2 protein-coding genes (1 of these 2 running past the window's edge) are annotated in these 17400 nt (G+C 46.3%); both read left to right on the forward strand.

Annotation, left to right across the window (positions count from 1 at the left end):
• A complete protein-coding gene (gene pksJ, locus M1D65_RS09165) occupies nucleotides 1-15132 on the forward strand; it encodes a polyketide synthase PksJ (RefSeq protein ID WP_456270846.1) in 15132 nt (5043 codons plus the stop codon).
• A protein-coding gene (gene pksL / locus M1D65_RS09170; RefSeq protein WP_456270847.1) for a polyketide synthase PksL crosses the window boundary here: on the forward strand, nucleotides 15116-17400 show its start. It continues 11332 nt past the right edge of the window; the window shows 2285 of its 13617 coding nt (coding positions 1-2285); it begins with the start codon at nucleotides 15116-15118; its stop codon lies off the right edge, out of view. Before pksJ ends, pksL begins: the two co-directional genes overlap by 17 nt.

The raw sequence follows: 17400 nt of genomic DNA on the forward strand, positions 1-17400 counted from the left end.
ATGAGAAATAATGATAATATCCGCATATTAGCTAATCCTTCTGTCAGTCATGGTGAGCCTTTACATATATCTGAAAAGCAGCCGGCAACAATACCTGAAGTTTTATACAGAACGGCGGCGGAGCTTGGGGATACAAAGGGAATCATTTATTTGCAGCCGGATGGAACTGAAGTTTACCAATCATACAGACGATTATGGGATGATGGACTGCGTATTGCGAAGGGGCTTCGCCAATCAGGCCTGAAAGCAAAACAAAGCGTGATTTTGCAGCTTGGTGACAATTCACAGCTTCTCCCTGCGTTCTGGGGGTCTGTGTTAACAGGGGTTGTTCCGGCTCCGTTAGCCGTTCCGCCAACGTATGCTGAATCGAGCAGCGGCACTCAAAAGCTGAAAGACGCATGGACGCTTCTTGGCAAGCCAGCGGTGATTACGGACCGAGGGATACACCAGGAAATGCTCGATTGGGCAAAAGAACAAGAGCTTGAAGGGTTCAGGGCAATTGCTGTAGAGGATCTGCTCAGCGCTGAAGCGGACACAGATTGGCATCAATCTAGTCCTGAAGACTTAGCGCTTTTATTGCTGACTTCAGGCAGTACGGGAACGCCCAAAGCAGTTATGCTTAATCATCGTAACATTATGAGCATGGTGAAAGGGATTATTCAAATGCAAGGCTTCACCAGAGAGGATATTACGTTTAACTGGATGCCGTTTGACCATGTCGGAGGGATCGGAATGCTTCATTTGCGGGATGTTTATCTTGGCTGTCAGGAAATTAACGTCTCAAGTGAAACAATCTTAATGGAGCCGTTAAAATGGCTGGATTGGATTGATCATTACCGAGCTTCTGTTACGTGGGCGCCGAATTTTGCGTTTGGTCTGGTTACTGATTTTGCAGAAGAAATAAAAGATAGGAAATGGAATCTGTCTTCAATGCGATACATGCTCAATGGCGGTGAAGCAATGGTAGCCAAGGTAGGGCGCAGAATACTTGAGCTTTTAGAACCACATGGACTGCCTGCTGACGCCATCCGACCTGCATGGGGAATGTCCGAAACTTCATCGGGTGTTATTTTTTCTCATGAATTTACCCGGGCTGGAACAAGTGATGATGATCATTTTGTTGAAATAGGCTCTCCAATCCCCGGCTTCTCTATGAGAATTGTGAATGACCATAATGAATTGGTTGAAGAGGGTGAGATCGGCCGTTTTCAAGTCTCGGGTCTTTCTGTTACTAGCGGTTATTACCAGCGGCCTGATTTGAATGAGAGTGTGTTTACAGAAGACGGCTGGTTTGAAACCGGAGATCTTGGCTTTTTGCGAAACGGGCGCTTAACCATAACAGGCCGTACGAAAGATGCAATTATCATTAACGGCATTAATTATTACAGTCATGCAATTGAGTCTGCAGTTGAAGAATTATCTGAAATTGAAACTTCTTATACTGCTGCTTGCGCTGTCCGTCTGGGCCAGAATTCAACAGATCAGCTGGCTATCTTCTTTGTTACTTCCGCAAAATTAAATGATGAGCAAATGTCTCAGCTTCTTAGAAACATACAATCCCATGTCTCACAGGTGATCGGAGTCACCCCGGAATATTTGCTGCCTGTACAAAAAGAAGAGATTCCAAAAACGGCTATCGGAAAGATCCAGCGCACCCAGCTAAAAACTTCATTTGAAAATGGAGAGTTCGACCACTTGCTACATAAACCCAATCGGATGAACGATGCAGTCCAGGATGAGGAGATACAGCAAGCAGACCATGTGAAAAGAGTAAGGGAAGAAATACAGAAGCATCTGCTCACCTGTTTGACTGAGGAGCTGCATGTTTCCCGCGATTGGGTGGAGCCAAATGCAAATATCCAAAGTCTTGGTGTGAATTCTATCAAGATGATGAAGCTCATTCGATCGATCGAGAAAAACTACCATATCAAACTAACAGCCAGAGAGATACATCAATATCCTACAATTGAACGCTTAGCCAGCTATCTATCAGAACATGAAGACCTCAGCAGCTTGTCTGCTGACAAAAAGGGCACGGACACATATAAAACCGAACCGGAAAGGAGTCAGGCAACTTTTCAGCCTCTCTCTGAGGTTCAAAAAGGATTATGGACATTGCAAAAAATGTCACCCGAAAAAAGTGCATATCACGTACCTCTCTGTTTTAAATTTTCGTCAGGGCTTCACCTTGAAACATTACAGCAGGCTTTCGGCCATGTATTGAATCAGCACCCAATCTTAAAGCACGTCATCCAAGAGAAAGACGGAGTGCCATTTCTTAAAAATGAGCCAGCACTTTCAATTGAAATCAAGACAGAAAATATCTCAAGTATGAAAGAGTCTGATATTCCTGCTTTTCTTAGAAAGAAAGTAAAGGAACCGTATGTAAAGGAAAACAGCCCGTTAGTGCGTGTCATGAGCTTTTCCAGATCTGAACAAGAGCATTTTTTATTAGTTGTCATTCACCATTTGATTTTTGACGGAGTTTCGTCTGTCACATTTATACGCAGTCTGTTTGATACCTATCAGCTTCTTTTAAAAGGACAGCAGCCGGAAATAGCTGTTTTTCCTGCCATTTATCATGATTTTGCGGCATGGGAGAAAAACATGCTTGCCGGCAAAGACGGTGTGAAGCACCGTACATATTGGCAGAAACAGCTATCGGGAACTTTGCCGAATCTTCAGCTGCCTAATGTCAGCGCAAGTTCAGTCGATTCTGAGTTTAGAGAGGATACATACACCAGGCGGCTGTCCAGTGGCTTCATGAATCAGGTCAGAACGTTTGCGAAAGAGCATTCTGTAAATGTTACGACGGTATTCTTAAGCTGCTATATAATGCTGCTTGGCCGTTACACCGGCCAAAAGGAACAGATCGTCGGCATGCCGGCCATGGTGAGGCCGGAAGAAAGATTTGATGATGCCATTGGACATTTTCTCAATATGCTCCCGATTCGGAGTGAGCTGAACCCGGCAGACACTTTTTCTAGCTTTATATCAAAATTGCAATTAACGATATTGGATGGGCTTGATCATGCAGCATATCCTTTTCCAAAAATGGTGAGGGATCTGAATATTCCTCGCAGTCAAGCAGGTTCACCGGTATTTCAAACCGCTTTTTTCTATCAGAATTTTCTTCAATCCGGAAGCTATCAAAGCTTGCTGAGCCGCTATGCTGACTTCTTTTCTGTCGATTTCGTTGAGTATATTCACCAAGAGGGCGAATACGAATTAGTATTTGAACTGTGGGAAACAGAAGAAAAAATGGAGCTGAACATCAAGTATAATACTGGGCTGTTTGATGCAGCTTCTATATCCGCCATGTTCGACCATTTTGTTTATGTAACAGAGCAGGCGATGTTGAATCCTTCTCAGCCTTTAAAAGAGTATTCTTTATTACCTGAGGCAGAGAAGCAGATGATTCTCAAAACATGGAACGCCACAGGAAAAACGTATCCATATATAACTTTTCATGAGTTGTTTGAGCAGCAGGCGAAAAAGACGCCTGATAGAGCGGCTGTCAGCTATGAAGGTCAAACATTGACGTATCGGGAGCTTGATGAAAGAAGCACACAACTGGCCATTTATTTGCAGGCGCATGGAGTGGGTCCTGACCGTCTGGCGGGGATCTATGTGGATCGATCGCTGGACATGCTAGTGGGCTTATTAGCGATCCTCAAGGCTGGGGGAGCGTATGTGCCGCTAGACCCGTCCTATCCGGCTGAACGCTTAGAATACATGCTTGAGGACAGTGAAGTTTTCATTACACTGACGACATCGGAATTAGTAAATACGTTGAGTTGGAACGGTGTCACAACAGCTCTTTTAGATCAAGATTGGGATGAAATTGCTCAAACAGCCTCTGATCGAAAAGTGCTTACACGCACTGTCACGCCAGAGAACTTGGCATATGTCATTTATACATCCGGCAGCACAGGAAAGCCAAAAGGTGTCATGATACCGCATAAAGCTTTGACAAACTTTCTCGTTTCGATGGGGGAAACACCAGGTCTTACGGCAGAGGATAAAATGCTTGCTGTCACAACCTACTGTTTTGATATCGCAGCTCTGGAATTATTTTTGCCTTTAATAAAGGGCGCACACTGCTATATTTGTCAAACGGAGCATACAAAAGACGTTGAAAAACTGAAACGGGACATCCGCACGATCAAACCGACAGTGATGCAGGCAACCCCCGCTACGTGGAAGATGCTCTTTTATTCAGGCTGGGAAAATGAAGAGAGCGTGAAAATTTTATGCGGTGGCGAAGCATTGCCTGAGACATTAAAACGATATTTCTTAGATACGGGCAGTGAAGCCTGGAATATGTTCGGGCCAACCGAAACAACTATCTGGTCAGCGGTTCAGCGCATTAACGATGAATGCTCTCATGCCACGATAGGAAGGCCAATCGCCAATACACAAATCTATATTACGGATTCTCAGCTCGCGCCAGTGCCGGCAGGTGTCCCGGGTGAGCTGTGCATTGCAGGAGACGGTGTGGCGAAGGGCTACTACAAAAAGGAAGAATTAACGGATTCGAGATTCATTGACAACCCTTTTGAGCCTGAGTCTAAGCTTTATAGAACGGGAGACATGGCCCGCTGGCTTCCGGGAGGGCGAATTGAATATATAGGCCGCATCGATAATCAAGTAAAAATCCGCGGATTTCGTATTGAACTTGGTGATATTGAAAGCAGGCTTAGTGAGCATCCCGGCATTCTGGAATGCGTTGTGGTCGCAGATATGGATAACCTAGCTGCCTATTATACAGCTAAACATGCAAATGCTTCTCTCACAGCGAGAGAGCTGCGTCATTTTGTGAAAAACGCTTTGCCTGCCTATATGGTGCCTTCTTATTTTATTCAGCTTGATCATATGCCGTTAACTCCGAACGGAAAGATAGATAGAAACAGCCTTAAGAATATCGATTTGTCAGGGGAGCAGTTAAAGCAAAGGCAGACCTCTCCTAAGAACATTCAGGATACTGTTTTTACCATTTGGCAGGAAGTGCTGAAAACGAGTGATATTGAATGGGATGACGGATTTTTCGATGTGGGCGGGGATTCGCTTCTCGCGGTCACTGTGGCTGATCGTATCAAACATGAACTATCCTGTGAGTTTTCTGTCACAGACCTGTTTGAGTATTCAACCATTAAAAATATCAGCCAGTACATCACTGAACAGCGAATGGGCGATGCAAGTGACCATGTGCTGATAGAACCGCCAGCTCATATAGAAGATCAGTCTACCGAGATGAGTGATCTCCCGGACTATTATGACGATAGTGTGGCGATTATTGGCATATCGTGTGAATTTCCAGGGGCAAAAAATCATGATGAATTTTGGGAGAACCTCAGAGACGGCAAGGAAAGCATTGCGTTTTTCAATAAAGAAGAGCTTCAGCGATTTGGCATTTCAAAGGAGATAGCGGAGAATGCCGACTATGTCCCGGCTAAAGCTTCAATTGAGGGGAAAGACAGATTTGATCCAAGCTTCTTTCAAATCTCTCCTAAAGACGCTGAATTTATGGACCCTCAGCTTCGGATGCTGCTGACTCATTCATGGAAAGCAATAGAAGATGCCGGTTATGCTGCGGGACAGATTCCGCAAACCAGTGTTTTTATGTCGGCAAGCAATAATTCTTATCGCGCGCTGTTACCGTCAGATACAACAGAGAGCTTGGAGACGCCGGACGGCTATGTTTCGTGGGTGCTTGCACAGAGCGGGACGATTCCGACAATGATTTCTCATAAGCTCGGGCTGAGAGGGCCAAGCTATTTCGTTCATGCCAACTGCTCATCATCTCTGATTGGATTGCATTCTGCCTATAAAAGCCTGCTGTCGGGTGAATCTGATTATGCTTTAGTTGGCGGTGCAACGCTGCATACCGAGTCAAATATCGGATATGTGCATCAGCCGGGGCTGAACTTTTCGAGTGATGGACATATTAAAGCTTTTGACGCTTCAGCTGACGGAATGATAGGCGGCGAGGGCGTTGCTGTTGTATTGCTGAAAAAAGCAACTGATGCAGTAAAGGACGGGGATCATATCTATGCCTTGCTGAGAGGCATTGGTGTTAATAACGACGGCGCTGACAAAGTCGGCTTTTATGCTCCAAGCGTTAAAGGCCAGGCTGACGTGGTTCAACAGGTCATGAATCAAACGAAGATACAGCCTGAATCCATCTGCTATGTAGAAGCACACGGAACCGGAACGAAGCTGGGGGACCCGATCGAGCTGGCGGCTTTAACAAACGTTTACAGGCAATATACAAATAAAACGCAATTTTGCGGCATTGGGTCGGTGAAAACCAATATCGGACATTTAGATACAGCCGCCGGTCTTGCGGGCTGCATTAAAGTCGTGATGAGTCTTTATCATCAAGAGCTTGCACCGAGTATCAATTATAAGGAGCCGAATCCAAATACAGACTTAGCCAGCTCTCCTTTTTACGTCGTCGATCAAAAGAAAACGTTAAGCCGTGAGATCAAAACGCACAGGGCTGCACTTAGCTCGTTCGGGCTTGGCGGGACAAATACCCATGCTATTTTTGAACAATTCAAAAGGGATTCTGATAAGAGAAAGATAGACGGGACTTGCATCGTCCCGATCTCGGCGAAAAATAAAGAGAGGCTGCAAGAGTATGCCGAAGACATTCTGGCCTATTTGGAAAGAAGAGGGCTTGAGAACAGCCAGCTGCCTGATTTTGCGTATACCCTTCAGGTGGGGCGCGAAGCGATGGAGCATCGCGTTGTCTTTATTGCCGATCATATAAATGAGTTAAAACAGAGGCTCACAGATTTTATCAATGGAAAAACAGCGATTGAAGGCTGTTTTCAAGGAAGTAAGCACAATGCCAGAGAGGTTTCATGGCTGACGGAGGATGAGGACAGCGCTGAACTCATACGTAAGTGGATGGCCAAAGGAAAGGTAAACAAGCTTGCAGAAATGTGGAGCAAGGGAGCACATATAGATTGGATGCAGCTTTACAAGGGTGAGCGCCCAAACAGAATGAGTCTGCCGACTTATCCATTTGCAAAGGAACGATACTGGCCGTCGCAGGATGACCGCAAACCGGTGGCGCAGATATCCGGAAATCAGACAGGGATTGGCTCTATTCATCCATTGCTTCATCAGAATACATCTGATTTTTCTGAACAGAAATTCAGTTCGGTTTTCACTGGTGACGAATTTTTCCTGAGAGACCATGTGGTAAGAGGAAAGCCTGTGCTTCCTGGTGTTGCGTACCTTGAAATGGCGTACGCGGCTATAAACCAGGCGGCAGGAAGTGAAATTGGCCAAGATGTCAGAATCAGATTGAATCATACAGTCTGGGTTCAGCCTGTTGTGGTTGACAGACATTCAGCTCAAGTGGATATCAGTCTCTTTCCTGAAGAAGATGGAAAAATCACCTTTGACATTTACAGTACACAGGAAGACGGGGATGACCCTGTTATTCATAGTCAAGGCAGTGCGGAGCTGGCATCTTCCGCCGAAACGTCAGTCGCAGATCTCACTGAAATTTCACGCCGCTGCGGCATAGGAAAGATGTCGCCTGATCAATTTTACGAAGAAGGCAGAAGCAGAGGAATGTTCCATGGTCCGGCCTTTCAAGGAATTAAGAATGTGAATATAGGAAACAGAGAGGTTTTGGCGCAGCTGCAGCTTCCGGAAATCGTTTCTGGAACGAATGAACAGTTTGTGCTGCACCCAAGTATCATGGACTCCGCCTTGCAGACAGCAACGATATGCATCATGCAGGAATTAGCGGATCAAAAGCTGATTTTGCCATTTGCGCTTGAAGAGCTTGAGGTGATCAAAGGCTGTTCGTCTTCTATGTGGGCTTATGCTCGCTTAAGTGACAGCGACCGCTCCGGAGGGGGTGTCCAGAAAGCGGATATCGATGTCATTGACGAGAGTGGAAGCGTATGTGTCAGGATCAAAGGATTCTCAACAAGAGTATTAGAAGGAGAGGTTCATCCTTCAAAGCCTTCATCACGGCACGAACGCTTAATGCTTGAACCGGTGTGGGAAAAACCGAATGAAGAACGAGAGGACGAAGACCCTTCGTACACGGAGCATATCATTGTTCTCTTCGAAACTGAACGAAGTGTCACAGACAGCATTGCCTCCCACATGAAAGATGTCCGTGTGATTACTCTGAATGAAGCTGAAGGACATATTGCTGAACGTTATCAATGTTACACGCAGAACATTTTTGAACTCATGCAAAGCAAGGTCCGTGAGCTTTCTGCAGGCCGTATCATCATTCAAGCGATTGTTCCGCTGGAAAAAGAGAAGCAATTGTTTGCCGGCGTTTCTGGTCTGTTTAAAACAGCAGAAATAGAGTTCAGCAAACTGACTGCTCAGGTCATCGAAATTGAGAAACCTGAAGAGATGATAGACCTTCACCTCAAGCTGAAAGACGACAGCCGGAGACCATTTGACAAACAGATTCGATATGAGGCTGGACACCGTTTTGTGAAAGGCTGGAGGGAAATGATGCTTCCTTCAGCTGATACGCTTCACATGCCGTGGAGAGACGAGGGTGTTTATCTAATCACAGGCGGAGCAGGAAGCTTAGGCCTTCTGTTTGCAAAGGACATTGCCAATCGAACTGGCCGGTCTACTATTGTGCTGACGGGACGATCTGTTTTAAGTGAGGATAAGGAAAACGAGCTGGAGGCTCTTCGAAGCATCGGAGCGGAGGTTGTCTATCGGGAGGCTGATGTAAGTGATCAGCATGCGGTTCGTCATCTTTTTGAGGAAATCAAAGAAAGATATGGCACTCTCAATGGAATTATTCACGGTGCAGGCAGCATTAAAGATCACTTCATCATTCATAAAACGAATGAAGAGTTTCAAGAAGTATTGCAGCCAAAAGTGAGCGGGTTGTTACATGTAGACGAATGCAGCAAGGATTTCCCATTGGACTTTTTCATTTTCTTCTCATCTGTTTCGGGATGTTTAGGAAACGCTGGACAAGCCGATTATGCGGCAGCCAATTCGTTTATGGATGCATTTGCTGAATACCGCCGTTCTCTTGCGGCATCAAAAAAGAGATTCGGCTCCACCATTTCCTTCAATTGGCCGTTATGGGAAGAAGGCGGTATGCAAGTCGGCGCTGAAGATGAAAAGAGAATGCTGAAAACGACGGGAATGGTCCCGATGCCGACAGATAGTGGCTTGAAAGCATTTTATCAGGGGATAGCATCTGATAAGCCGCAAGTTTTTGTGATGGAAGGACAGCTTCAGAAAATGAAGCAAAAACTGCTTTCCACAGGATCGAAAGCCAAGCGGAACGATCAGAGAAAGGCGGATCAGGATCAAGGACAAACTAGAAAATTGGAAGCAGCCTTAATCCAAATGGTTGGCGCAATTTTGAAAGTAAACACTGACGATATCGATGTCAACACAGAGCTGAGTGAGTACGGATTCGACTCAGTTACATTCACTGTCTTTACAAACAAGATCAACGAAAAATTTCAGTTGGAGCTAACACCGACCATTTTCTTTGAATATGGTAGCGTCCAAAGCCTGGCTGAATATGTAGTTGCTGCGTATCAGGGCGAATGGAATCAAGATACTACTGCTAAAGGCATAGATGAAAGAACAAACTTAGTGCACAGTTTAAGCAGCCTAGAGGCATCATTAAGCAACATGGTCAGTGCAATTTTAAAAGTAAATAGTGAAGATATTGATGTCAATACAGAGCTGAGTGAATACGGATTTGATTCCGTTACATTTACGGTCTTTACAAACAAGATCAACGAAGAATTTCAGTTGGAGCTAACGCCGACCATTTTCTTTGAATATGGAAGCATCCAAAGCCTGGCTGAGTATTTGACTGCTGAACATGAGGACACCCTGGTTCAGGAGCGAGAAAAACCAGAGGGGCAGGAAGAGTTACAGACAAAATCATCTGAAGCGCCGAAAATCACATCACGTAGAAAGCGCCGCTTTACACAGCCTATTATTGCAAAAGCAGAAAGAAACAAAAAGCAGGCTGCCGATTTTGAGCCGGTTGCAATTGTCGGCATCAGCGGCCGATTCCCTGGCGCTATGGATATAGACGAATTTTGGAAAAACCTAGAAGAAGGAAAAGACAGCATCACAGAAGTTCCAAAAGATCGATGGGATTGGCGGGAGCATTATGGAAACCCAGACACTGACGTCAATAAAACCGACATCAAATGGGGCGGGTTTATTGATGGTGTCGCAGAGTTTGATCCGTTGTTTTTTGGTATTTCGCCGCGAGAAGCTGATTATGTAGACCCTCAGCAGCGCTTGTTAATGACATACGTGTGGAAGGCACTGGAAGATGCGGGTTGCTCGCCGCAAAGCCTTTCGGGTACAGGGACTGGTATCTTTATCGGTACGGGAAACACCGGTTATAAAGATCTATTCCATAGAGCGAATCTTCCAATTGAAGGCCATGCTGCTACAGGTCATATGATTCCTTCGGTAGGCCCGAATAGAATGAGTTATTTTTTAAATATTCATGGTCCGAGCGAACCAGTAGAGACGGCTTGTTCCAGTTCTCTTGTAGCCATTCACCGTGCTGTGACTGCGATGCAAAACGGTGATTGTGAGATGGCGATCGCTGGAGGCGTGAATACGATCTTAACCGAGGAGGCGCATATTAGCTACAGCAAGGCGGGTATGCTCAGCAAAGACGGCAGGTGTAAAACCTTCTCCGCCGATGCGAATGGCTATGTCAGAGGCGAAGGGGTCGGAATGGTCATGTTGAAAAATCTGGAAGATGCCGAGCGCGACGGAAATCATATTTACGGTGTTATTCGGGGGACGGCGGAAAATCACGGCGGAAGAGCCAATACCCTGACATCGCCTAATCCGAAAGCACAAGCTGATTTGTTGGTGCGTGCATATCGCCAAGCAGGCATAGATCCAAGCACTGTCACATATATCGAAGCACATGGAACAGGGACGGAATTGGGCGATCCGATTGAAATAAATGGGCTGAAAGCCGCGTTTAAGGAACTATCCAATATGAGAGGCGAGAGCCAGCCGGATGTTCCGGATCGCCGTTGCGGCATTGGCTCAGTTAAAAGCAATATCGGTCATTTAGAGCTAGCAGCAGGTATTTCCGGTTTGATCAAAGTGCTTTTGCAAATGAAGCATAAAACGTTAGTGAAAAGCCTGCATTGCAAGACGCTTAACCCTTATCTTCAGCTGACTGACAGTCCGTTTTACATCGTTCAGGAAAAACAGGAATGGAAGTCTGTCACAGATCGTGACGGAAACGAGCTTCCGCGCCGTGCGGGAATCAGTTCGTTTGGGATTGGCGGAGTAAACGCGCATATTGTGGTTGAAGAATATATGCCAAAAGCCAATTCAGAACACACGGCTACAGAACAGCCAAACGTGATTGTGCTGTCGGCTAAAAATAAAAGCAGGCTGATGGATCGTGCTTCGCAATTACTTGAGGCGATTCGCAATAAAAAATATACAGATCAGGATTTGCACCGCATCGCTTACACCCTGCAAGTCGGGCGCGAAGAAATGGATGAGCGTCTGGCGTGTGTTGCGGGGACGATGCAGGAACTTGAAGAGAAACTGCAGGCGTTTGTTGACGGTAAGGAAGAAACAGACGAATTTTTCCGGGGACAGTCTCATCGAAATAAAGAGACCCAGACTATATTTACAGCAGATGAAGATATGGCGTTGGCACTTGATGCTTGGATCAGAAAAAGAAAATACGCCAAACTTGCTGATTTATGGGTCAAAGGGGTCTCAATCCAGTGGAACACATTATACAGAGAGACCAAACCACGCCTGATCAGCCTCCCTTCATATCCGTTTGCGAAGGATCACTATTGGGTGCCGGCAAAGGAACATTCAGAAAGAGACAAAAAAGAACTGGTTAATGCGATTGAAGATCGGGATGCATGTTTTTTGACGAAACAATGGAGTTTGAGTCCAATTGGCTCAGCAGTGCCGGGGACAAGAACTGTTGCCATCCTGAGCAATCAAGAGACAGCAGATTTAGCAGCAGAAGTGTCTTCGTATTTTCCGAATCATCTCTTAATAGATGTGAGCCGGATAGAAAATGATCAGTCAGACATTGATTGGAAAGAGTTTGACGGCCTAGTGGATGTCATCGGATGCGGTAAGGATGATGAGGGCCGGCTGGATTGGATTGAATGGGTGCAAAGACTGGTTGAATTCGGGCATAAAGAGGGGCTCAGGCTGCTTTGTGTGACGAAGGGGCTCGAATCGTTTCAAAACACATCTGTCCGGATGGCTGGCGCCTCACGGGCTGGGTTGTATCGAATGCTCCAATGCGAGTACAGCCATCTTATATCAAGGCATATGGATGCTGAGGAGGTTACTGATCATCGCCGTCTCGCGAAGTTGATCGCTGATGAGTTTTATTCCGATTCTCATGATGCCGAGGTTTGCTACAGAGATGGTTTACGGTATCAAGCTTTTCTAAAAGCTCATCCGGAAACAGGTAAGGCCACGGAACAGAACGCGGTCTTCCCGGAAGATCATGTGCTTCTCATTACAGGCGGCACACGAGGCATCGGGCTATTATGCGCCCGTCATTTTGCAGAGTGCTATGGAGTGAAAAAACTGGTGCTGACCGGACGAGAACAGCTTCCTCCGCGAGAGGAGTGGGTGCGTTTTAAGACATCAAACACATCATTGGCAGAGAAAATCCAGGCAGTGCGGGAGCTGGAAGCGAAGGGTGTACAGGTGGAGATGCTGTCGCTGACGTTATCTGATGATGCCCAGGTTGAGCAAACGCTGCAACATATCAAGCGAACATTAGGACCGATTGGCGGTGTTATTCATTGTGCAGGTTTGACGGATATGGATACGCTGGCATTTATCCGAAAAACTTCAGATGATATTCAGCGGGTGCTGGAACCTAAGGTGTCAGGTCTTACAACGTTATTTCGCCATGTGTGTAACGAGCCTTTACAGTTTTTTGTCTTATTTTCTTCTGTTTCAGCCATTATTCCGGAGCTTTCGGCGGGACAAGCTGACTATGCGATGGCCAATAGCTATATGGATTATTTTGCAGAAGCACATCAGAAACATGTGCCGATCATCAGTGTTCAGTGGCCGAACTGGAAAGAAACCGGTATGGGTGAAGTGACAAATCAAGTGTATCGGGAAAGCGGCTTGTTGAGCATTACGAATTCAGAAGGCTTACGTTTTCTAGATCAAATTGTATCGAAAATGTTCGGACCGGTTGTTCTCCCTGCAATGACGAATCAAACAAACTGGGAGCCGGAACTGCTGATGAAGAGGAGGAAACCGCATGAGGGCGGTTTGCAGGAAGCTGCTTTACAGAGCCCGCCAGCCAGAGACATTGAAGAGGCCGATGAAGTTTCCAAATGTGATGGATTATTATCTGAAACACAGTCCTGGCTTGTTGATCTGTTTACCGAAGAGCTGAGAATAGATCGTGAAGACTTCGAGATTGACGGGTTGTTTCAGGATTATGGCGTGGATTCGATCATTTTGGCACAGGTGCTCCAGCGTATAAACCGCAAATTAGAGGCAGCGCTCGATCCATCGATTCTATATGAATACCCGACAATTCAAAGGTTCGCAGATTGGCTGATCGGTTCTTATTCCGAAAGGCTGTCCGCTTTATTCGGAGGCAGGATATCGGATGCATCAGCACCTTTGGAGAACAAAATAGAGGCGGAGGTATCTGTTCCTGCGGAGGATCGAACTCTTACACCTCAGATTCAGGCGCCAGCGATTTTGTCACCGGACTCTCATGCAGAAGGTATTGCCGTTGTCGGACTCTCTTGCCGATTCCCTGGAGCAGATACATTGGAATCATATTGGTCGTTACTATCCGAGGGGCGTTCGTCAATCGGCCCGATTCCGGCAGAGCGTTGGGGCTGTAAGACGCCATATTATGCCGGCGTGATTGATGGCGTCAGCTATTTTGATCCTGATTTCTTTTTGCTTCACGAAGAAGACGTAAGGGCGATGGATCCGCAAGCACTGCTCGTGTTGGAAGAGTGTCTGAAACTCTTGTATCACGCCGGTTATACACCTGAGGAAATAAAGGGCAAGCCCATCGGTGTTTATATCGGAGGCAGAAGCCAGCACAAACCTGATGAAGACAGCATTGATCATGCAAAGAATCCGATCGTGACAGTCGGCCAAAATTATTTAGCGGCTAATCTTTCACAATTTTTTGATGTCCGCGGACCGAGTGTTGTAGTTGATACCGCATGCTCGTCAGCTCTGGTCGGCATGAATATGGCCATTCAGGCGCTGCGTGGCGGAGATATTCAATCCGCCATAGTCGGCGGTGTCAGCTTGCTGAGCTCAGATGCCTCTCACAGGCTGTTTGACCGGCGCGGCATTTTAAGCAAGCATTCATCCTTCCATGTGTTTGATGAGCGTGCTGACGGAGTTGTGTTAGGTGAAGGCGTCGGAATGGTTATGCTAAAAACCGTAAAACAGGCACTGGAAGACGGAGATACCATATATGCTGTCGTGAAAGCGGCCTCGGTCAATAACGACGGAAGAACGGCGGGGCCTGCAACACCTAATCTTGAGGCGCAAAAGGAAGTCATGAAAGATGCGCTTTTCAAAAGCGGAAAAAAACCAGAGGACATCAGCTACCTTGAGGCAAACGGGTCAGGTTCAATCGTAACCGATCTCCTTGAGCTAAAAGCGATCCAATCAGTGTACCGTTCTGGGCACTCATCGCCTCTTTCTCTTGGCTCAATCAAGCCGAACATCGGGCATCCGCTATGTTCTGAAGGGATCGCCAGCTTCATTAAGGTTGTGCTGATGCTGAAAGAGCGCCGCTTTGTCCCATTTTTATCAGGTGAAAAAGAGATGGCGCATTTCGATCAACAGAAAGCGAACATCACGTTCAGCCGAGCCCTGGAAAAATGGACAGATTCGCAGCCTACTGCGGCTATTAACTGCTTTGCCGATGGGGGGACGAATGCCCATGTCATCGTAGAGGCGTGGGAAAAAGATGAAAAACACGCCATCAAGCGCAGTCCAATATCGCCTCCTAAATTAAAGAAACGAATGCTTTCGCCAGGCGAGCCAAAGCTGGAAGCGGAGACTTCAAAAATGACTGCGGCAAACATATGGGATACTTATGAGGTGGAGGTCTAACGTGAAAAAGATAACGAAACAACTCACATTATCGTTAAAAAATCCGTTTATTTATCACCATGTGGTTTACGGACAAAATGTCCTGCCGGGATTGGCTTATATCGATATAATCTACCAGATATTCAGAGAACACGGTTTCTCCTGCTCAGAGCTTCAGCTGCGGAATTTATCCATCTATCAGCCATTGACGGCGGAACAGGATGCCGTAATTGTTTTGAATATCCAATGCGCGGAGAAAAAAGAAGGACAGTGGCAAATCACAGCCAAGGGAAAAGAAAAACGTGATGGGAAAGAAGCTTCAGAAGAAAAGCTCTATATGAAGGCTGACATGCACGCAGACTCCCCAGCCATATTTGAAGAAACACTGGATCTCAGTCAAATCAAAGCATCTGCACAGAACGTTGTTCAGCTTGATGATGTATATGAACAATGCAGACGTCAGGAATTGGTGCACAGCGAATATATGAAAGCAAGTGGCTGCATCTATGAAGAGGAAGACGGCGTCCTTCTTGAGCTTTCTCTCGGTTCGGAAGCCATGCTTCACGCAGAAGGCTTTATGTTTCACCCGACTCTCATAGACGGGAGCGGGGTGGGTGCCAATCATTTGCTCACATCTTTGCTTAAAGGAGAACAGAGGCTGTATTTGCCTCTGTTCTATGAATCCTTTTCAGCTTCTGCACTTTTGCAAACGGATTGCATGACAAGAATTAAGCGCTCCTCCGTCCGGCGGGAAAAAGAGCTAATTTATGTAACACTTGAATTTTTTAATGCGTCGGGAGAAAAAGTGGCTGAATTGAAAAACTTCACAAGCAAATTGGTGCGAGAAGCGGAGCTGATTAGCGGAAAACATCAAGATGCACCGAAGACACAGATGACAAGAGCGGACACTGCTGAGCGTGATAAACCTGCTGACATGGTATCTTCTCCCGTTAATTCCTTTAGTGGGGCTGAACAGTTCGTAAGTCAATTAATCGCAGAGAAAATCAATAAGCCGGTAGAACAAGTTGAAAAACATGTCGGTTATTACCAAATGGGACTGAATTCATCGGGCTTGCTTGAGGTGGTAGAAACGATCAGTGATAAGATCGGTGAGAGTCTTTCGCCGACTCTTCTGTTTGAGCATACCACCATAGCGGAGCTGTCAGCATTTCTTGCCGAGGAATATGCTGAGCATTTTTGTGCCGCTGGTTCTCTTGGCCAGAATGAAAGAGCACGGGTTTCCGACAGCATAAACGACCATAAGACTGTTGAAGCTTCTCGTCCTGCACCTATTGAGGCAGCAGGCGATATTGCGATTATCGGCTTGGCGGGCAGGTATCCGAAGGCAGCCAATATTCATGAATTTTGGAACAATCTGAAAGAGGGGAAGGACTGCGTTAGCGAGATTCCTGAGTCGCGCTGGGATTGGCAGCGACTTGAAGGAATCACATCTCCTTCGGGTAAGGACATTTCCAAATGGGGAGGATTTATTGATGATCCCGACTGCTTCGATCCTCAATTTTTCAGAATCACGCCAAGAGAAGCGGAGACAATGGACCCTCAAGAGCGGCTGTTTTTAGAAACATGCTGGGAAACGATTGAAGATGCGGGCTATACGCCAAAGACGTTGGCCAAGCCTAAAGGACGAAATAAAAGGCAGCATGTAGGAGTTTTTGCTGGTGTCATGCACAAGGATTATACATTAGTCGGAGCTGAAGAAGCATCAGCAGAAAATGTGTTTCCTCTTTCGCTCAACTATGCGCAAATCGCCAACCGTGTTTCTTACTTTTGTAATTTCCACGGTCCGAGTATGGCTGTCGATACGGTATGTTCATCCTCTTTGACCGCAGTGCACTTGGCGTTGGAAAGCATACGTCACGGTGAGTGCGATGTTGCGTTAGCAGGCGGAGTGAACCTGTCTTTGCACCCGAATAAATATATGACATACGGGGTCTGGGATATGTTTTCCACTGACGGACACTGCCGTACGTTTGGAAAGGATGGAGACGGTTATGTGCCTGCCGAGGGTATAGGCGCGGTTTTATTAAAGCCTTTGCGCCAGGCAGAGGAAGACGGAGATCGCATTTATGCAGTTATTAAAGGAAGTGCTGTGAATCATGTGGGTACTGTAAGCGGGATTTCAGTGCCGAGCCCTGTTTCTCAAGCTGATCTGATTGAGACATGCTTGGAGAAAACGGGAATCGATCCGCGCACGATCAGTTATGTGGAAGCCCATGGTACCGGCACGTCCTTAGGAGACCCGATCGAAATACAGGGATTAGTCAAAGC

The organism is Bacillus sp. JZ39 (genome assembly GCF_053903145.1).

Coding starts and splice junctions, on each gene's coding strand:
- pksJ (WP_456270846.1), top strand. CDS start 1: ATGAGAAATAATGATAATATCCGCATATTAGCTAATCCTTCTGTCAGT.